General features: G+C 49.8%; 14 protein-coding genes and 1 CRISPR repeat array. Of the genes, 12 read left to right on the plus strand and 2 right to left on the minus strand.

Annotation, left to right across the window (positions count from 1 at the left end):
* The first annotated feature begins 43 nt into the window (after window positions 1-43).
* The 12 genes from cdd (at window position 44) to HMPREF9447_RS22795 (ending at window position 14,375) form a co-directional block, all read left to right on the plus strand.
* A complete protein-coding gene (gene cdd, locus HMPREF9447_RS22740; RefSeq protein WP_009132136.1) occupies window positions 44-523 on the plus strand; it encodes a cytidine deaminase in 480 nt (159 codons plus the stop codon).
* Between the two features lie 257 nt (window positions 524-780).
* Window positions 781-2,412 carry an ABC-F family ATP-binding cassette domain-containing protein gene (locus tag HMPREF9447_RS22745; protein ID WP_009132137.1) on the plus strand — a complete coding sequence of 544 codons (1,632 nt, stop codon included), beginning with the start codon at window positions 781-783 and terminating at the stop codon, window positions 2,410-2,412.
* A gap of 48 nt (window positions 2,413-2,460) precedes the next feature.
* Entirely contained in the window at window positions 2,461-4,794 is a 2,334-nt protein-coding gene (locus tag HMPREF9447_RS22750; protein ID WP_009132138.1) for a TonB-dependent receptor, read from the plus strand.
* Between the two features lie 67 nt (window positions 4,795-4,861).
* A complete protein-coding gene (locus tag HMPREF9447_RS22755; protein WP_009132139.1) occupies window positions 4,862-5,935 on the plus strand; it encodes a sensor histidine kinase in 1,074 nt (357 codons plus the stop codon).
* A complete protein-coding gene (locus tag HMPREF9447_RS22760; protein WP_009132140.1) occupies window positions 5,932-6,984 on the plus strand; it encodes a sensor histidine kinase in 1,053 nt (350 codons plus the stop codon). The genes HMPREF9447_RS22755 and HMPREF9447_RS22760 overlap by 4 nt, the downstream gene beginning before the upstream one ends.
* Window positions 6,981-7,703, plus strand: a complete 723-nt coding sequence (locus HMPREF9447_RS22765; protein ID WP_009132141.1) for a LytR/AlgR family response regulator transcription factor — start codon at window positions 6,981-6,983, stop codon at window positions 7,701-7,703. The genes HMPREF9447_RS22760 and HMPREF9447_RS22765 overlap by 4 nt, the downstream gene beginning before the upstream one ends.
* Before the next feature lie 87 nt (window positions 7,704-7,790).
* Window positions 7,791-8,285 (plus strand): GNAT family N-acetyltransferase, encoded by a 495-nt coding sequence (locus tag HMPREF9447_RS22770; RefSeq protein ID WP_009132142.1) that lies wholly within the window; start codon window positions 7,791-7,793, stop codon window positions 8,283-8,285.
* Between the two features lie 294 nt (window positions 8,286-8,579).
* Window positions 8,580-9,968: direct repeats of the CRISPR family, unit length 47 nt; unit sequence GTTGTGATTTGCTTTCATTTTAGTATCTTTGAGCCATTAGAAGCAAC.
* 394 nt (window positions 9,969-10,362) lie between these two features.
* Window positions 10,363-11,220, plus strand: a complete 858-nt coding sequence (locus tag HMPREF9447_RS29340; protein WP_044214406.1) for a helix-turn-helix transcriptional regulator — start codon at window positions 10,363-10,365, stop codon at window positions 11,218-11,220.
* Between the two features lie 105 nt (window positions 11,221-11,325).
* On the plus strand, window positions 11,326-12,186 hold the full coding sequence (locus HMPREF9447_RS22780) for an RteC domain-containing protein (RefSeq protein WP_004295489.1): 861 nt from the start codon (window positions 11,326-11,328) through the stop codon (window positions 12,184-12,186).
* A gap of 398 nt (window positions 12,187-12,584) precedes the next feature.
* The gene (locus HMPREF9447_RS22785) at window positions 12,585-12,896 is read left to right on the plus strand and encodes a helix-turn-helix domain-containing protein (RefSeq protein WP_004303820.1); all 312 of its coding nucleotides are present in this window, start codon (window positions 12,585-12,587) and stop codon (window positions 12,894-12,896) included.
* Window positions 12,897-12,899: 3 nt separating this feature from the next.
* Window positions 12,900-13,226 (plus strand): helix-turn-helix domain-containing protein, encoded by a 327-nt coding sequence (locus HMPREF9447_RS22790; RefSeq protein ID WP_004295487.1) that lies wholly within the window; start codon window positions 12,900-12,902, stop codon window positions 13,224-13,226.
* Between the two features lie 135 nt (window positions 13,227-13,361).
* Window positions 13,362-14,375 (plus strand): PDDEXK nuclease domain-containing protein, encoded by a 1,014-nt coding sequence (locus HMPREF9447_RS22795; protein ID WP_004319206.1) that lies wholly within the window; start codon window positions 13,362-13,364, stop codon window positions 14,373-14,375.
* 63 nt (window positions 14,376-14,438) lie between these two features.
* Here HMPREF9447_RS22795 and HMPREF9447_RS22800 read toward each other — a convergent pair whose 3' ends face one another.
* Window positions 14,439-20,561 (minus strand): helicase-related protein, encoded by a 6,123-nt coding sequence (locus HMPREF9447_RS22800; RefSeq protein ID WP_009132145.1) that lies wholly within the window; start codon window positions 20,559-20,561, stop codon window positions 14,439-14,441.
* On the minus strand, window positions 20,548-20,997 hold the full coding sequence (locus HMPREF9447_RS22805) for a DUF1896 family protein (protein WP_004295482.1): 450 nt from the start codon (window positions 20,995-20,997) through the stop codon (window positions 20,548-20,550). Before HMPREF9447_RS22805 ends, HMPREF9447_RS22800 begins: the two co-directional genes overlap by 14 nt.
* Window positions 20,998-21,042 lie beyond the last annotated feature (45 nt).

Genomic DNA, 21,042 nt, shown 5'->3' on the forward strand with positions numbered 1-21,042 from the left:
TTTCTAACTTTGTAACATTAATTACAATATACCTTACTGCCTTATGAAAGATTTGACATTACAAATTGACATTAAAATATACGAATATAATGAGTTAAGTGACGCCGACCGTGAACTGATGGATGCGGCACGCGAAGCAACCAAACGCAGTTATGCACCCTATTCGCACTTCTCGGTAGGCGCTGCCGCACGACTGGCAGACGGTACAATCGTCACAGGTACGAATCAGGAGAATGCTGCTTACCCGTCGGGGCTATGCGCTGAGCGTACCACTTTGTTTTATGCCAATTCGCAATATCCCGACCAGCCGGTAGAAACCCTCGCCATTGCCGCACGCAATGAAAGGGATTTCCTTGATGAGCCTATTCCACCCTGCGGTGCCTGTCGCCAAGTGATGCTCGAAACGGAAAAACGTTTCAAACAGCCTATGCGCATCCTTCTTTATGGTAAAAAGGGAATTTATGAAATGAAGAGTGTAGGAACATTATTACCTCTGTCATTCGATGCTTCTTCTATGGAATAAAAGGTAATTTGTGTCTTTCAAAAGAAATGCATATCTTTGCACTCACTAACTAATAATTGCTACGATGAGAATTTCTAAGTAAAGACAAACCCTTCGGTAAACATCACCTTTTATATGCTTTATTATTCAGAACGCTGAGCATCCCGAATGTAGATGTTTAGCCCGTGCTGTGTTTGTCTGTCCCCTCCCAATGACTTCCTTCATGGAAGTTTCCGAGATTTTATCCCGTTATTCACTCCCTTAACACAGTATTTATCATGAGTATTATTATCAGAGACCTTAGCTATGTCCATTCTGACAAGGAAGTCTTGTTTCAACACTTAAACCTGACCGTCAATCCGGGAGACAAAATGGCGCTGACCGGGAACAACGGTTGCGGAAAGTCTACCCTGATGCGGATTATTGCAGGAGATTTATCGCCTGTGGGCGGAACAGTCACCCGTCCCGAACATCTTTATTATGTGCCTCAACATTTCGGCCAATACGACAACCGGACTATCGCACAGGCTTTAAGGATAGACCATAAACTGGAAGCGCTGCATGCCATATTAAATGGAGATGTATCCGAAAAGCATTTCACCACGCTGGACGATGACTGGAATATTGAAGAACGTGCCCAAGCCGCCCTAGCAGCATGGGGAATGAGTGGTACTTCTCTCTCCCGCTTGATGGATGGCCTCAGCGGCGGAGAAAAAACACGCATCTTCCTTGCCGGTATGGAGCTGCACTCTCCTACCGCTGTTCTACTGGACGAGCCTACGAATCATCTGGATACGGCAGGCAGAAAGCGTCTGTATGAATTTGTGCAACGTACTTCTGCCGCCGTTCTCATCATCAGCCATGACCGCACATTACTAAATTTGCTTCCCACCATTTGCGAGTTATCTTCCAACGGACTGACACATTACGGTGGAAATTACGACTTCTTCAAAGAGCAGAAAAGTATCCAGCTCAATGCTTTGCAGGAACAGATGGAGGAAAAGCAGAAAGCCTTGCGCCTTGCTCGGAAAACAGCCCGCGAATTGGCGGAACAGAAAGCGAAACAAAATGTGCGGGGAGAAAAAGCCGCTATAAAGAAAGGTATCCCACGAATTATGATGGGCGCCATGAAAGACAAAGCAGAGGTAAGCACCAACAAACTAAAGAGCGTGCATGCCGAGAAATCGGAAAAGCTGCAACAGGAGATGCAAAGTATCCGAAGCGCTATTCCACTTGCCGAGAAGTTGAAAACCAATTTCAGTGCCTCTGCCTTACATGAAGGCAAGATACTGGTCACGGCTACGGAAATGAACTTCCAGTACCCTGATGCCGAACATTCCATGTGGCAGGAACCACTCAGTTTCCAATTGAAAAGCGGCGACCGCTTCTGCATTGAAGGCAATAATGGCAGTGGCAAAACAACACTGCTGAAACTTATTTGCGGGGCACTCTCTGCCGGAAGCGGAAGTCTGGAACGGATTGATTTCAGTTTCGTTTATCTGGATCAGGAGTACTCCCTTATCCGGAATGAACTCAGTATATTGGAACAGGCAGAGCATTTCAACCGCCGTCTGTTGCCGGAACATGAATTAAAAACGATACTAAACCGTTATCTTTTTCCGGTAGCCACCTGGAACAAATCTTGCTCACTGCTTAGCGGCGGAGAAAAGATGCGTCTTTCCTTCTGCTGCCTGATGATTGCGGATAATACTCCGGATGCTTTTATTCTGGATGAACCAACCAATAATCTGGATATTGAAAGCATCGAAATCATTACGGCAACTATCCGGGACTATGCGGGAACGGTCATTGCAGTATCGCATGACAAGGAATTCCTGAGAGAAATAAATTGCATGAAAAACCTGCTTTTGTCTACAAACCCGTCCGCTTCGTCTCAAAAGGAGAAATAGCGTATGGAGGCAATCTATCTTTGTCGCAATCAATCAAAACAGATAAAGATGGATAAGACTAAAGTAGTAGTAATCATAACATTGTTTTTTTCAGTTTGTTGTTTCGCTCAGGAACGACCAGTACAAACTCTGCGTGGTGTTGTAAATGACCGGGCATCCGGACACCCCATTCCCTACGCCACCGTACGCCTGACAGATATACCGGATTTAGGAGCAGTGTGCGACAGCCTTGGCCGTTTCACACTGCCCAAAGTTCCGGTAGGGCGTCATTCGGTGGAATCTTCTTTCATGGGATATGAACCGGCAATCATACGCGAAATCCTGGTGACCTCTGCCAAGGAAGTTTATCTGGAAATAGCTATGCGCGAAAACGTCAATGAGCTGAATGAAGTTGTAGTCCGTGCCAACAACCGTGACGAGGCTATGAACAAAATGTCTGTTACGGGAGCCCGTATGCTCAGTGTAGAGGAGGCAAGCCGCTATGCAGGCGGATTCGATGACCCTGCCCGGCTGGTGGCTTCATTTGCCGGAGTGGCACCGAGTGTTTCTAATAATGGTATATCCATTCATGGCAATGCGCCTCACTTATTGCAGTGGCGACTAGAAGACGTGGAAATTCCCAATCCCAACCATTTTGCTGATATTGCAACTCTGGGTGGAGGAATCCTTTCATCACTCAGCGCACAGGTATTGGGCAATTCGGACTTCTTCACGGGAGCCTTTCCGGCAGAATACGGTAATGCTGTTTCCGGTGTGTTCGACATGAAATTGCGCAACGGAAACAATCAGAAGAATGAAAATACCTTTCAGGTCGGCATCATGGGAATAGACTTCGCTTCCGAAGGTCCGTTAAGCAAGAAGCATAAGGCTTCCTATATCTTCAACTACCGCTATTCCACCACGGGATTACTCAATGTAGACTTGGGCGGAAAGATGGATTATCAGGATCTGAACTTCAAACTGAACTTCCCTACCCGCAGTGCCGGAACTTTCTCTGTATGGGGAACTGCCCTCATTGATAAATATAAAAGTTCGTTCGACAAGAACCCCGACAAATGGGACTATCTGGAAGACGCAGCGCAAGCACATTCCACCCAATACATGGCAGCCGGAGGCATCACGCACCGCTACTTCTTTGACGAAAACACCTTGCTGAAAACGACTCTTGCCAGCACTTATTCCGACCAGGAAGCCTTTCAGGAAAGTTTTGACCGAGAACTAAACGCCGCACCTTTCCTTGACCAATATAGCAGAAGCACCAACCTGATACTGACTTCTTCACTGAACCGGAAGATAAGCACCCGCTTCACAAACAAGACCGGATTCACATATACGCAAATGTTCTACAACATGAATTTGAGACTCGCTCCCTTCATAGATAAACCGCTGGACGTAATATCCAAAGGAGACGGAAACACCAGTCTGATTTCTGCCTACAACAGTTCTTCATGGGGAATGAGTGACCGGCTGAGCCTGAACTTCGGTTTAAACGGACAATTACTCACCTTGAATAATCACTGGACTCTGGAACCACGTGCCGGCCTGAAATACCAAGCAAATACAAAAACTTCTTTCGCACTGGCTTATGGTATGTACAGCCGCATGGAAAAGCTCGATGTGTATTTTGTAAAAACACAAAGCACAGACAACGAGTCTGTGAATAAAGATCTCGACTTTACGAAAGCACATCACCTGATGTTCTCGTTCGCTTATAAGATTTCGAATAACATGAGCCTGAAAATAGAACCTTATGTACAATTCCTGTACGATGTCCCTGTCATGCGCGACAGTTCTTTCTCTGTCCTTAACCGAAATGATTTCTTCATAGAAAACACGTTGGTGAACAAAGGTCGCGGACGAAATATAGGAGTAGACATTACTTGGGAACGTGCACTAAGCAAAGGGCTTTATTATATGGTGACAGCTTCCTTATTTGACTCGCGCTACCGTGGCGGCGACGGAGTGTGGCACAACACACGCTTCAACCGGAAATATGTATTAAATGGATTAATAGGCAAAGAATGGATGCTGGGACGCAACAAGCAAAATATCCTTAGCGTCAACCTGAAAATGACATTGCAGGGCGGAGAACGATATGCCCCGATTGATGTGGAAGCAACTATGGCGCATCCCGACAAAGAAGTTCAGTATGATGAAACGCGGGCATACTCCATACAGCGTTCGCCGATGCTAATCGGTAATTATACGGTGAGTTATCGTATCAACAAGCGCCGCGTTTCTCATGAATTTGCCATAAAAGGTATCAATTTTACGGGAGCCAAAGAGTACATCCAACACCTTTATAATATAAAAACCGAGAAGATAGAGGCCAGCGAACAGAAAACGGGGTTAACTAATATCAGTTATAAAATAGAGTTTTAGTTATTGAGAAAACTCTATTATCCATGAATTTATTCTATCTTCGTTGTCCTAATTAAAAAGGATTCCAATGAAAACAATACCTATCATAAGCAATGACAATTCTTTCCTATACCGATTTCTGGTCAGTCCACGCCTCCGGCCGGCCAGACATGCAACGCTCATTGTAGCACTGCTTGTCATAGCCAGCAATTTGGTATTGTTCACTCTGCGGGGGTCAACAGAGGCGTTGGGTAAGTGGATATATCTGCTCATATTCAATTTGTTTGTACTGTATGGTTCCCTTTTCTATTTCAATCTGCTTTACCTGACACCCCGCTATCTGCTCAAACAGAAATATCTGACGTATATCCTCTACTTGTCGGGCGGTTTAATAGTGGTGTTTGCCTTACAGGCCACACAAGAATACATGGTATCATCCATCCTGGGCGTACCTAATATTTTTACCGGATATCCCAAAGTGGCACTTGTGATGGATTATCTTTCTTCTTTCCCGCTGACGCTCCTTAGTATTATCGGTGGTAGTATGACCGTTCTGTTGCGGTTGTGGATACTAGAAAACCAGCGTGTAATGCAATTGGAGAAAATCAGGTTACAGTCTGAAATAGAACACCTGAAAGAACAAATTAGTCCTTCGATGTTGTTCCGGGTACTTCATTATTCGGGAGAACAAGCATTGGTGAATCCGGGGAAAGCTTCAAAGATGCTGATGAAACTGAGCCAAATACTCCGTTATCAGTTGTACGACTGCAACCGGGAGAAGGTTTTGCTGAATACGGAAATCAAATTTCTCACGAACTATCTGGAACTGGAACAGCTTGTTTCCGGCAAGTTTGACTTCCGGATCAATGCATCCGGAGAAACCGGACGTACGTTTATATTTCCTTTGCTCTTTATTCCGTTCATACAGTATGCTGTAAAGCAAACAGAAGCACAGGAGATGCAACCGACCTCCATTGAAATCAACCTGGAAGCAGAGAATGATACTATCCTGTTTAATTGTCAGACATCCGTTCCTTGCCTGGAAGATAATCAGGAACTGAACAAAATCCGGCAACGTCTCGACTTGCAATATGGAGAACAATATCAGTTGGAGGTAAACTGTCAAAGCATCCGGCTTGAACTGAAAGGGGGTGGAAAATGACCGGTAATCGCTTCACCCATTTCCTGCTCGCTCCCCAATATCGGGTGGCGAGGCACCTGTTCCTGCAATTTGTAGTATTTCTTATCACAGTGAATATGCTCTGGAATGAGCCTATACGCCCGCTTGCATTTCCGCAAAGGTTACTCGGCTGGGCTATTTACTTTATTTCTATTGATGCGGTTTTCTATATCAACCTATATTGGTTGTTTCCCCGCTTCCTGCTAAAAAACCGTCTGTTGACGTATGCGTTCGGGGTACTTTTGGTGAGCCTGGTAATCATTGTGGCTGTAGCAGTATTTCAGATTCTCACTGTTGAGGTTACGACTACCGCGGTCCATTCCGAGCTGATTCCTATCCTGATAAATGCCATATCGGGGGTGCTGGCAATGGGATTTACCGTAGCCGGGATGTCCGCCATTCTCTTGCTCCGTCACTGGATACTTTATAACCAGCGGGTAGATGAACTGCAATCCGCCACCCTGCACTCGGAACTGAGATTTCTCAAAAACCAGATAAATCCGCACTTCTTATTCAATATGCTGAATAATGCCAATGTGCTCATTCGCAAGAATCCTGCCGAGGCATCACAAGTATTATTCAAACTTGAGGATTTATTGCGCTATCAGATGAATGACAACTTCCGCGAACATGTGCCTCTCCGTTCGGATATCCGTTTTCTGAATGATTATCTCAATCTGGAAAGGATACGGCGCGACCACTTCGATTACAGTATTACGGAAGAGGGAGAGATTGATGCTATACAGTTACCGGCATTGCTTTTCATTCCATTTGTAGAGAATGCCGTGAAGCATAACTTTGACAGCGAACACCCGTCATACGTCCATCTTTTCTTTAAGATTGATAATAATCGTCTGGAATTTCATTGCGAGAATTCCAAGCCTGCCGTCGCAATCGCCAAAAGCCGGGTAGGCGGTATCGGGCTGACAAATATCCGCCGAAGACTTGAGCTATTATATCCCGGTCGCTATCTTCTGGAAGTGGCGGAAACGGAAAATCAATATACAGTAACTCTAAAACTGAATTTATGAATTGTATTATCATAGACGATGAGCCCCTGGCACGCGAAGCCATGGAAATGCTGGTAGAAGAAAACAAAGAACTTAGCTTACTGGGCATGTTCAACAGTGCTATGTCTGCCGCACGGTTTATGGAAGAACATTCTGTCGACCTTATTTTTCTGGATATTCAGATGCCCGGTATCACCGGCATAGAATTCGCACACACCGTCTCCAAACGGACACTCATTATCTTTACCACTGCCTATACGGAGTATGCACTGGACAGCTATGAGGTTGATGCCATCGACTATTTGGTAAAGCCTATAGAAGCGGAACGTTTTCAGAAGGCTGTGCTAAAAGCTCTCTCCTATCATTCGCTATTGATGAAGGAAGAGAAAGAAGCCCTTGAAACCAATGTATCTTCCGAGTATTTCTTCGTCAAGTCCGAACGAAAATACTTCAAGGTGAACTATGCCGATATTCTTTTCATCGAAGGATTGAAAGATTATGTAATCCTTCAATTACCGGAGCAGCGCATCATCACCCGCATGAATATGAAAGGTATCTCCGAACTCCTGCCTCAGGATATGTTCCTCCGGGTAAACAAATCGTATATCGTCAACACCCGGCACATTGATTCGTTTGATAACAATGACATCTATATAGGCAATTATGAGATTGCCATAGGCAACAGCTACCGCGACACATTCTTTGAAGAATTTCTAATGAAAGGAAAAAGAAAAGAGTGATAAAGTGGTAAGGTGATAAATTATCATTTATCAAAATAATCATGTACTTTTGTATTCCGGAATAAGCAACTTAACAGGTTTACATATATGATACAAATTCGTCCCAGCCAGCTTTCAGACTTAGACCGCCTGATGGAGATATTCGATCATGCCCGTAACTTTATGGCATCTGTAGGAAACGGTAACCAGTGGATCAACGGTTACCCTTCGCGTGAATTGATAGCCAAAGAAATCACCGACGGACATTGCTATGTATGTGAAGATAAGGATGGAAAAATCGTTGGGACATTCTGCTTTGTTCCGAGTCCCGATCCTTTTTATGCCATTATCGAAGATGGAGCCTGGTTGAATGACGAGCCCTATTACGTCATTCATCGCATCGCCTCCGATGGAAGTTATAAGGGTATCGGTGATATTTGTTTAAGTTGGTGCGCCAAGCAATATCCCAGTTTACGCGCGGATACACATAAGGACAATATTATCATGCAAAACCTCCTCACGCGGAACGGGTTTGTCCGCTGTGGAACGGTTTATGTTTCAAATGGGACGCCCAGAATTGCATACCAAAAAACAATCAGATAACTTTTTCAAAAAAGCCTGGTAAAAGACGAAGAAAAAGACGAAATATGATTTTTCATCTGAATTTTCGCCCCTAAAATTAATTATTTCAAGTAATGATAACAAAATATAATATAGAACTATCTTAACCAGCTTAGAATCCAATATGCCCTATGTCCTCATGCAAAGAATCTACCTATGTAAAACAGTTCTGCCAATTCTCATTTATAGTCGCTCATTCAGTTTTTTTTGTTTCTGTTTTAGTATCTTTGAACCATTGGAAACAACAACTACGTCAACCGTGTTATGTCCGGGGTGGTTGTGATTTGGTTTCATTTTAGTATCTTTGATCCATTAGAAACAACGACAGTCGTATGAAGCACGCCGCCGTTTCCGTTGTGATTTGCAATTTCATCTTCTGTGAAAAAGTTGTGATTTGCTTTCATTTTAGTATCTTTGAACCATTAGAAACAACGGTCCTTCATCTCGTTCTGCGGTGCCCCGGGTTGTGATTTGCTTTCATTTTAGTATCTTTGAGCCATTAGAAACAACGTATGCCAACCAATTCCCTAATGAATAATGGTTGTGATTTGCTTTCATTTTAGTATCTTTGAGCCATTAGAAGCAACCATAAAAGTATCGGGTTTTGAGTTATTATTGTTGTGATTTGCTTTCATTTTAGTATCTTTGAGCCATTAGAAGCAACCGAATGGAGATATTAAGAAGATGACAGATTGTTGTGATTTGCTTTCATTTTAGTATCTTTGAGCCATTAGAAGCAACATCCTCATGCGACTTATTCGGCTACATTAAGTTGTGATTTGCTTTCATTTTAGTATCTTTGAGCCATTAGAAGCAACTCCGGGAAGCGAGAACCAACCGACGGTACAGTTGTGATTTGCTTTCATTTTAGTATCTTTGAGCCATTAGAAGCAACTCACCATAAAACTGGGTGTCTTCTCTTTGTGTTGTGATTTGCTTTCATTTTAGTATCTTTGAGCCATTAGAAGCAACTTGAATCAGGCCATTCACTAAGTGCATCTGGTTGTGATTTGCTTTCATTTTAGTATCTTTGAGCCATTAGAAGCAACCTGAGACTAAGGGGACCATCATCTTCTATCGTTGTGATTTGCTTTCATTTTAGTATCTTTGAGCCATTAGAAGCAACTCTTATGCTGTAATCTACTCATCGTCTTCCGTTGTGATTTGCTTTCATTTTAGTATCTTTGAGCCATTAGAAGCAACGTCAGCGGTATTATCAGCCTGCAAGAAGCAGTTGTGATTTGCTTTCATTTTAGTATCTTTGAGCCATTAGAAGCAACGATAGATACTACTAACCTTGTGGCGATTGGGTTGTGATTTGCTTTCATTTTAGTATCTTTGAGCCATTAGAAGCAACGCGTATGGAGCGGGGATCACCGTCCTCGCAGTTGTGATTTGCTTTCATTTTAGTATCTTTGAGCCATTAGAAGCAACATTGATGATAATGCATACTTACTGTATGATGTTGTGATTTGCTTTCATTTTAGTATCTTTGAGCCATTAGAAGCAACGAAGACAGTAACAACCCTTACCGCCATCAAGTTGTGATTTGCTTTCATTTTAGTATCTTTGAGCCATTAGAAGCAACGTATTCAAATGGGACGTTATAGATGTTGACGTTGTGATTTGCTTTCATTTTAGTATCTTTGAGCCATTAGAAGCAACTTAGATGCAAAACAATACATAACAATCTGGGTTGTGATTTGCTTTCATTTTGTTATATTTGATGTAGTCTGAAGGTATTTAATTGACTACAAATAGATTAAAAGAAACTCGCATGAGAATAGGCAACGGATAAGAAATTGGTAAAGTGCTTTGATACACTATATTTCTCATGCTGTCAAACAACTCTTATTTGTTTGCAAATATAATATTATTGCAGGTAAAAATCAAAAATAACGAGGTTTATTTTCATTTTTGCCTGCTGATATTTGTTCCGGATTGTCGGATACGATATATTTGTAATTAGGATTCGTACCGTGTTCCAAGCGGTTCATAAGTAACGACTTGCGGAGCTTTGGCAACAAGGGGATGCGGCTCCGTTTTATAGAAATGACTTATGCAAACCGACTTATCCATTTACAACAGTCTTCGCCCTTCCTTTATAGAAGGCGTTCACGCCGTGAAGTTCAATGCTTTGTCGGCGGTCATATCGCGTTACCGGGATTATGCCCGCAGTTCCGAACAAATAAAAGCGTACTCGGGAGATTCTCTTCTGATGCGGGACATTGCCTCCTTGCTTGACGAAGCACCCCGTCCCATAACGGGGGAATACCAGGATTTCACCCCGTTCCTGCTTCTTCTGATGCTTTCGGAGGAGTTTCATGCCGTCCATTACGTCGAGCGTCTTGTAACGTGGTATTTCGGCTACTGTTGTGTCGATGAACTGCGGACGGTCTGCACCATTCTGTCCCAGTGTTCCTACCCGCATCACGACACGCTGCGGCTGCGGTTCAAGAATTACCTGCGTGAAGCCCGTAAGACATTGGGTATGCCCGTTGAATGTAACGCTGCTGTCATGCTGAAAATGCTCGACGCCTCTTATGAACATCTCACTCCCGCCGATGTCGGGGAGTTCGAGGAGCTGTTGCACCTGGGGGACGATTACGAGTTCATCTCCCGTGTCAAATCGAATTATCTTGCCTCGGATAACGTCACGGAACTCGCTGGGGTTTGCGGGTATTCCAGCACGATTACCTTCCGCCGGCGTTTCCAGCGGGTTTTCGGCTGCTCGGCCTCCTCGTGGTTGCGTCAGCGCCGTATCGAACGTATCGGGGAGTTGCTGCGGACGACACACTACACGTTGCAGGAAATAGCCTACATGTGCGGTTTCTCCGCCCAATCCCACTTTACGGACTTTTGCAAGCGGAATATGGGGAGCAATCCCACTTCCATCCGTCAGGAAAGCCGGATTTGACATTAAAATCGGCTCCGTGATAAAAAAACGAAGAGAAAGATAAAAATCGTAATCCGCCGGTTTTTCGATTCGCTAACTTTATACGCGAAAGTAACAAGACGGATTATGATTGCATTTATAGAAAAATTAAACAGCGAAGTCCTGCGGAGTATCGAACGTATCGAATCGCGGGATACCGACGTGTTGAAAAAGTCGCTTGAAGCGTCACGTGTCCTGGGAGAAGCGTTCGACCGTTTGAAACAATATATCATCGGCTACCGTTTTCAAAACGATGACGAGGAAATAAAGTTCTTCAAAGAAATCAAACCCCGTCTTTTTTGCCGTCTGATCTATTACCGCAAGCTCTACAATATCGAGATGAACCGTCCGGTAGGAAGTATCGAGGCACAACGGGAGTACCTGGACGCCCATGTTCGGGCCATCAACGCGTACACGCAGAAACGCCTCGACTTTATCCGCTATTTCCGCAGCGGCGCCACACACCTGGACAGCCTCTATTTCCTGCGCGGGCAGACCGACACGGAGCAATACCTGGAAACCTTCTACTATGAACTCGACCCGCAGTTTTCGACAAACGCGGATTTCAAGGTGGCGAAAATCCTGGCCAACGATATGTTGTCGGTTTATCTTATGGGCGAATTGGAATCACTGGAGAGCACGAACCTCCGGAACATGGTTCTGCCATTGCCTGACGTGCGTCCGACATGGCAGGACTCGAAGACGGATCTGACGGAACTTATTTACCTGCTCGACAGTAAAGGCTGTTTCGGCAATGTGCCACTCACGCAACTTGCCAGCTACATTTCCAACGCTTTCAACGTACACCTCGACATGAACCTTTCGAGGACATTCTGCGATATGAAAATCCGAAACAACCCGACACCGTGGCTTGACAAGGCGAAAGAGGCCCTGCTTAAACGTATGCAGACGTGGAAGCGAAACAAGAAAAACGGCAATTCCGAGTAGAACATGAACCGGTAAAGCACTCTATTTCTTATAGAAGCACTGATAATCAGCGTTGTATATAACAAAAGAACCGAGGTCGGTTTTCCCCCGTAACTCTCGAAAGGAACTTTCCCGAACGCCCGTATTTGCACCCGTATAAGGAGCCGATACGGGTGTTCCGTTGTAGCCCCGTCCGGATTAGAACACCGTTAAGCGTTGAATCACAGTATGCTATCGCATTTCTGCCAATAAAAATACCGAGTACGGGCCGCGGATTTCGGTAAAAAACACTGCCTTCTTCACCGCATGAACCGTTGAGAATCAGTTCACTGCAAATTATCAAAAAAAAGTCGTACCGACCTCGTTTTAAGCTGTCCATATAAGCCCGACCTTTGTAACAGACTAAAAAACAAAGGAGTATGAAAATCATAGTGATCGGTTCGCGAGCCTATAACGAGCTTGTCGGGCGTATAGAGAAAATAGAGGCTGCAATCGCCTCTCTCCCTGAAAAGGGGCGTGCATGGAATAAGGAGTATATAAACGACGAATGGATGGACGGCGAGCAGGTCTGCCGTTACCTGGGCATCAGCGGGCGTACCCTTCAACGCCTCCGCTCGGATCACGTGATCACCTATTCGGCCATCAACCGGAAGCTGTATTATTCCCTCACGGAAATCCGCCGTGTGCTGAAGGAGCGTTCCGTGCGGCGCAAAAACCGACCAAAGGAGTAGGCCGTGTTTCTGGATAAGGAATATTTCGACGGATGGATGCAGCGGCTCTCGGAACGGCTGGAACGTATTGAGAAGCTGTGCGCGGGGGACGTGGAGCAACCGCTTTCCATCCTGCCTGACGGGGAGCGTCTTCTGGACAATTACGACCTGTGCCGTATGCTCAATATCAGCAAGCGCACACTCCAGCGTTACCGCACCTCGGGAGAGCTGCCTTACGAGATGATCTATCACAAGACCTTCTACCGGGAATCGGACGTCCTGCGGTTCATCGAGCGTAACTTCAGTAATTTCCGCAAGCTGAAAAAGGATCGTCCTGCCGGTTCCGGTTAGGCCCTGTCCCGAGAGTCCGGCGTCATGGAAAAACGCGGAGATACATGGAATAAGGCACGACAAGGCGGTACAACCGTTCGATATTTGCCGTAAAATCAGTATGTTTGCACTTGGAAGCCTATATAATAATGAACAATGAAAGAAACAGATAAAATATATCCTGCCGACAAAGGGGAGGAAGAGCTACTGCATAACGTGCGCCATATCTTGCAGGAAGCGCGCGCGAAGGTGATACATCATGTCAATTCGACCCTCGTGAGGGCTTACTGGCAGGTAGGGAAATATATAGTGGAGTACGAGCAGCAGGGAACCGGCCGTGCCGGATATGGCAAGGCTGTCATCAACACCCTTTCCAGGCGGCTCGTGGCGGAGTTCGGAAACGGGTTCACGGCCACCAACCTGCGGTACATGAGGCAGTTTTACCAGTGCTACCCGAAATATCACACGCTGTGTGATAAATTGAGCTGGTCGCATTGCCGCACGCTTCTCAAGGTGTCGGGCGATGCCGCCCGTGATTTTTACCTGCACGAGTGCGTCAAGGAAAACTGGAGTGTCCGGCAGCTCGACCGCCAAATCAACACGCTTTTCTATGACCGCTTGCTGGCCAGCCGAGACAAGAAAGCCGTGAAAGAGGAGATTTCCCGTACCGAACCCGGGCGTGTCGAACCCAAAGAGATCATCCGCGACCCGTATATCCTGGAGTTTCTCGGTATCCCCCAGGGAGAGCATTTTCTGGAAACCGATCTGGAGCAACTGCTCATCAGCCGCTTGCAGCGCTTGATGCTCGAACTCGGGAAAGGCTTCGCCTTCGTCGCGCGACAGAAGCGTATCTCCTTCGACGACAAGCATTTCTACATCGACCTGGTCTTTTACAATTACCTGGCCCGCTGTTTCGTTTTAATAGACCTTAAATCCGGGGAGCTGACCCATCAGGATTTGGGGCAGATGCAGATGTATGTCAATTACTACACCCGTGAGTTGATGAATCCCGGGGATAACCCTCCGGTGGGTATCGTCCTCTGCGCGGAGAAAAACGACGCGGTCGTCCGTTATACGCTGCCCGAAGATGAAAAGCAGGTCTTCGCCGCCCAGTACATGACCTATCTTCCCACGCAGGAGGAGCTGCAAACACTCTTGCAGGAAGTGTGACAACAACGCTCATGGGCATATGAAAAAAGCCGACGGAAATCTGTACTTCCGTCGGCTTTTCGCTTACATCTTAATCCCTTTCTTTGCGGGGCCGTTCTCCGGCGGGCTGCCCACGCCCGCGATCACGATGCGCCCCCCGGAGGCGTCGGCAATCTGCCGCAGCCGGGAAGGAATACGGGCCGCCGTGTTGTCTTCCTTCGGGAGCTCTTCCGCCGTGTCATGCCGTTCCCGGCACACGTCGTTATCCTCCTCCGCCTCCTTTCCCTCGCTCTCTTCTATCGGTTTGAGGCTTTGCTGTATCCTGCGGTCTATTTCCGTCAGGTCAGTTTTCAGGGCCGTCAGTTCGGGCTCCTTGCGCCAGGAACTTTCCACCACTTCCCGCAGGACGGGAATATCTTTCTCCAGTTCCTCGTTCTTTTTCCGGAATTTTTCCAGTGTCGGCTCGATGGTCGCGAGCGCGTGGATGAAGTTCATCGCCGCCAGTCGCGGGTCGGAGGCGATATTCCCGTAGTTATACTGGTATAGATAATCCCCTTCACCCCGGACATAAAAACGGTTCTGCACCAGGTCGAGCCCGTCTTTCCCGGTCGTTTCGCTCTGGACGAGCAGTTCGAACCCGTAGAGGCTCCCGATGGGTTCGAGCCTGTCGAGCGTGCGTGCCGTTTCGGCGATACGGTTGAGCTGTTTCCCGATGAGCTTGGGGTCGGAGGTTTCCAGCCCGTTCAGTTTCACGGGATTGCGGTACGAGCCGTCCTCGTTGAACTCGACGCGGGCCTTGAAGTGTTCCAGATCCTTGCCGATACGCCGTATCAGGTCGTTGTTCTTCTCTATCTTCTCCGTGATCTGCTCCAGCTTGTAGCGGCTCGATGATTTGCCGCGCACGAATGCCTGGCGTTCGCTTTCGAGCGTGGCGATCTTCTTCTCCAGGCGGGCCTTGTCCAGCAGGTCTGTATTTCCCGAGAGGACGGCTACATACTCGGAAAAATTCATGCCGCTTTTCTCGTCGATGGCCCCCTCGTCGATGGTACGGCTTCCCATGTTGTTGGTCTTGAGCTGGCGGATGAACAGTTGCTTGTTGTGCAACAGCCCGAACTTGTAGGCGTCGAGCGACTTCTCGACGGCGTATAATATCACGTCCACCTTGTTGTCGGCATGGAGTTTGGCGATCTCGTTCCCGGTGCGTATTCCCCGCCCGTCGCGCTGCTCCAGGTCGCTGGGACGCCAGGGGCAGTCCAGGTGGTGTATCGCCACGCAGCGTTTCTGCGCGTTCACTCCCGTCCCGAGCATCTCGGTCGATCCGAAGAGTACGCGGATTTTTCCGGCGTTCATACCGGCGATCATCTCCTTGCGCGCTTTTTCCGAGGTCGCCTCCTGGATGAACCGCACCTCGCTTTGGGGTATGCCGTAATCCTCCGCGAGTTTACGCCGTATCTCGGAATAGACGTTCCACCCCGCTCCGGGTTTGTAGGTTCCCAGGTCGGAGAATACGAACTGCGTACCTTTGTACGCCTCGAAACGGCGGTAGTAACCGGCAATCATACGGGCGCAGTGGCTCGCCTTGTTGTCCACGTGGTCGCTGTATAGTTCGGGGTCTATCATACGCATATCGAGCGACATCTTGCGGGCGTAGTCTGTGGCAATGAGCATTTTCGCCTTTTCCTCCCGCTCCGAGAGCGGCAGGCGGCCCAGGAGCGTGGCATCGCCCGATTTGGCGAATTGCACCAGCCGTTCTATGAACTCCGTCTGCTGGGGTGTCGGCGGGATATTGTGCAATATCTCGTTCTTTTGCGGTCGGTCGATCCCTATATCCTCCGCCGAGCGGTAATCTGTAATCTCGGAGTAGAACATGGCCAGTTCGGGAACCTTGATGAAATATCGGAACCGTTCTTTCTGCACGACCTCGTTGGTCACGGAAAACTCGTAGTCGATGGTTTTCTTGGCAAATATGGCCGCCCAGGCATCGAAGGTGCGGATATTCTGACGCTCCAGTTCCTTCGGGCGCAGGTACTTGAAAAGCAGGTACAGTTCCGTGAGCGAGTTGGAGATGGTCGTTCCCGAGAGGAACGTCGCCCCCAGGTCGCGGCCCGTGCGCTGCTGTATGGTACGCAGCGCGAAAAGCATGTTGAGCGCCCGCTGCGACCCCTCGGGATTTCCGAGGCCCGCCACCCGGTCATGCCGGGTCGTGAAAGTCAGGTTCTTGAATTTGTGGCTCTCGTCCACGTAGAGGTGGTCGATACCCATGAGGCGGAAGTCCACGGCGTCGTCCTTGCGTGTTTCCAGCGCGTGCGCCACCTTCTGCAACTTGGCTTCCAGGTTGGCCTTGCGTTTCTGACACCCTTTCATCATGGCGCGGGAAACGTCCCTGCCTTGTGCTTTGAGCACTTCGAGGTTCTCCTCCACACAGTCCAGCTCGGCCTGCAATATCTCCTGCTGTATCTCCGGGGACTGGGGTATCATGCCGAACTGTTCGTGCGAGAGGATCACGGCGTCCCAGTCGTTGTTGCGTATCTCCCGGAAGATGCGCTCACGCTTCCGGGGCGTGAAATCCTCCTTGCCCGGGTAGAGGACTTTGGCCATCGGGTAAGCGGTGCAGAACGTCCGGGCTATTTCATGGATGTTGGCTTTCAGCCCGATAATCATGGGTTTATTGGCCAGCCCGAGGCGTTTCTTCTCGTAGGCCCCGCAGCACATGATAAGGGTCTTTCCGCCGCCCACCTCGTGGTCGATTATCCCGCCGCCGAGCAGTTTGTCCATCCATATCGCGTCCTTCTGGCTGTCATACAGTTTGTCGATTCCCAGCCCCTTGAGGTCGAGGTCGGGGAATTCCTGGTGCGTCCCGTCGTACTTCGGGCGCACGTAACAGTTGAAAGTACGGTTATAGAGGTCTGTCAGGCGGTCTTTGAAGTCGGACGACTGCTCGCGCAGCCATTCGGGGAAAGCACCCCGGATCTCATCTATCTTGCTGTTGGCGAGCTGTATGGCCTCCCCGTCACGCACTTTGACCTCCCGCCGTTCGCCGTCCACCCATTTGAGGACGGTCTTGGTGATGTCGGGCGAAGTGTTTTGCAGGGCGTGTTTCAAAAGGTGCAGGCCGTTGTACTTACGGGTCTGCGCGCTGACGGCATACTGCTCCGTGATCTTCACGTTCGTCGCTTCCGCCTTCACGCCGTACTCGTCCAGGTTGGAGGCGAAGGTGATCTTCACCTCCGTATCGAAGAGCGAAGAGGCGAAACGCTCGTAAACACCTTTTGGAATCCACCGTTCGCCCAGGTTGAAATCCAGGTCGTCGAAAGCGATGGGTTTGGGCGTCGCCTCGCGCAGAGCCTCCAGCGATTCCCGGGCCGGGGCGTGGTCGGGATTCTCCCGCAGGAACGCCTCGATCCGTTCGGCTTTCCCGATGACATTGCCGGCGATGAACTTGTCGGCAACCTCGTAGCCGTCCGTTTCCGGGTTGTAATAGATACGTCCTTTCAGTTCCCCGAGTATTCCCTCCACGGTAGTTCCCGTGAGCGAGGCCATGTAGTGCGGTTCCACCCGGCCGTACTTGTTCAGGCTGGCCACAAGGGCCTCCGAAGCGTCGTCGGCGTGCGTGATCTCATCGGGATTGAAGGCCACGGGACGCTCGAAGATGTCGGCTTTGCGTGCCTTGCCTTCGATGTAACGCTCCAGCGATAGAATCTCCGTTCCCCGCGCGTCCATCTTGATCAGGTCGAGGTTGCGTTTGTCGTTGAGCCGTCCGAAGCGTTCGGTGAAATTGTCGTAAAGCCGGTTGAGCATCTCCCGCAGGGCGGGGTTCGCCGTCAGCGTTTCCGCCTCGTTGTTATAAAGGTGGTAATAGGCATCGCGTATCTCGATATACATGGAGGCTTTCGTCCGTTGTGCAGGCGTGAGTTCCAGCGGGTGGAACATGGGTTGCAGGGATTCAATCCCCCGCAGGTAGCCGACCCGGTTTTGTCCGTCCGTGACGAGTGTTCCCTCGCGGAAATAGGGGGCGACCTCCCCCTCGAACGGTCGGGGTTTCATATCCGCCTCCCGTATCTGCGGCATTTCTTTACCGGGTTCTTCCTCCTCTGGATTGTCCGGCGTGTCGAACAGGCCGCCCGTTCTCGGCGTACCGGCGGCTTGTTTCCGTTTGCCTTTCGGGGCTTCCGTCGGGGGGCGTACCGCCTGCCGTTCCCGCTGTTCCGGGGTTTCCTGCTGCCGGGCGCTTTGTCGGCGCAATTCCGCCCTCCGTTCCGGGGTAAGCGACATCATCATCTCGTAAAAGCCGTTGATCGGCGGGTTGTCCTCCCAGTTCAGGGAGGCATACAAGTCTTCGGGATCACGCTCCGGTGGCGTCGTTTTCGGCATTTCGCTCTTCTGTTCCTCCGGAGAGGAGGCCGGGGCGAATAATGAGGGTTGTCGGGGCGTCTTCCGCTTTGCTCCCCGGCGGCTGTTCCTTTTCTTGGATATACCGAGTTCTGCCTGCCGCCGCTCCTCGGCGCTGAAGCCGAACAGATCGTAGAGCGTCAGCAACGGTTCCTGCTGCACATTTACCGGTTCGGCAGCTTGGGTGGCAGGTACGGGAGCCGCCGTTTCCACCGTGTCGAAAAGCGACCCGGCGAAGCCCTCCCGCGGTTTCGGTTCCGTTATTCCGCCCACGTGCTGCACGGGAGTATCTGCCATGCCGAAATCTTCGGGTTTCGGCGGGTGCTGCTCCCACAAGCGATTCTCCCGCTCTTTCGACCAGGCCCCGAAGTCGGCCAGATCCTCCCCGGTCGGTTCTCCGGCGGGTGTGGCAGCAGAATCCGGTAACACTTGTCCGGGTTTGTTTTCGATTCGGGTAATCTCCCCGGTTTCGGTATCGACATGGTAGCCCTGTGCCGCCATTTCGGCGACGACGCGGCGTTTTTCCTCCTCTTCCCGCTGCTGCTGAAGGTTACGGGCATCGGCGATAATCTCCTTGACGATTTCTCCGGCAAGGCGGGGCTCGTGTCTTTCGGCACGCTGGCGTTCCGCCTGACGGGGACGGGACAATTCCCGCTCCGGTGTACCGGGTGTCTGTTCCGGAGCATGTTCCAGGCAATAACTCTCGTTGAAATGCCGGTTGAAATCCTCCGAGAGCATACGCCGCATCTCCCGGTCGATGCCGTCCACGCCCTCCGCGTGGGTGAACTCCATCGCCGGTTTGCCGTAGGGGTCTTTGCCTACTTTGGCCTCGGTATGGATCACCCTGTCGAACGACTGGAAAAGGTTGTTTATCCGGATGCCGTTCGACAGCTTGCGGGATTCGATGAAATCCCGCTGCCGTTCGGACAGTTCCCCCGTGGCGGCTTTCTTTTGCAGGATAACCAGGTCGCTGCCGACCTCCGTCCCCGCGTGTTCTGTAAAGAGGTTGTTCGGCAGCCGGATGGCCGATACGGGCTCGCAGCGGTTCATCAGCCACTCGCGCACGGGGCGTCCCTGCTCGGCGTTCAATACTCCCTGCGAGGTGATGAATGCCACCAGGCCGCCCTCGCGTACCATATCGACGGACTTCATGAAAAAATAGTTGTGCAGCGCCCGTGTGCCTTGCCGCCGCACGGGGTCGGTATGGGTGGAGAAGAACGGGTCGAAGAGCGCCACGTCCCCGAAAGGGATGTTGCTCACGGCCACGTCGTAGTAACCGGCGTATTTGGGTTCGATGCGCTCGAATCCCTGTACCCGCACCCGTTTTTCGGGGTGCAGGTGCTTCAGGATCAACCCCGTGGCGGGGTCTTTCTCGAAGCAGGTGATCTCCGCATAGGGGGCGTGGAAATCCACGGCACTGACGAAAACCCCCGTTCCCGCACTGGGGTCAAGAATACGTTTGGGGACGATCCGCGTGTCCCATATCGCCTCCACGATGGCGTCTGCCACTTTCGGGGGCGTGTAAAAAGCCGTCAGGACGGAGTTCTTGATCCCGTCCATGTAGCGCTTGTATTCCCGTTCGTCGGGGGTGTTCGCCCTGATGACCTCGTGCAACTCGGCCACGAGCGTTGCCATGCCGTCCTTGTCCGGTTTCCCGGTGGGGTTTTCCAGCACTTCCTTGATGGCGCCGAAGCCGCTGTATGCGCCGAGTGTCCTTTCTTCTTCGGGAGTCGGCGCCCGCCGTTCCCTGTCGAGCGTGAAGGCCGTCTTCAGCGCGTCGATATTCTGGCGGAGGTGGGTTTTCTTATTGAATGCCATCTTCGAGAAGTATTTGGACGGTTCCCGTCAGTTCGGTATAGAACAGTTCGTAGTCGGGCGTGTCGGCGAAGTCGTCCGTGAGGTCGTACTTCTCCAGCACCCCGCGGCAGAGGGGCAGCAGGCGTAGAGCCGCCTGCCGGGCGGTATCCTCGGGAATCTCCGCCTCGAATTCCCTCCAGAGGATGTTTACCAGCGTGTTGTAGGGTGAAAAGTGCAGTCCGCGGCAGAGTTCCTCGCGGGCAATTTCTTCGGCCTCGATGTGGTTGCAGCCCGAACGGATCGCCTCGCTGTACGCTTGGGCGGCGCTGTCGGCCCGCTCGGCGATGAACTCACTTTCGGCGATGAGTTCCGGGTGGCTGTCCTTGAGGTAGGATAGTAACGAAAGTCCGTAATAGGACAATTCCCCCGTGGGGGTATGGTGTTGCTTGTCTGGCATGATAAGAATTTTTAGTGGTCGTTGATAATCGGGGAAGAGAAAGGC

It is taken from the genome of Bacteroides oleiciplenus YIT 12058 (genome assembly GCF_000315485.1).
Classification (GTDB): Bacteria; Bacteroidota; Bacteroidia; order Bacteroidales; family Bacteroidaceae; genus Bacteroides; species Bacteroides oleiciplenus.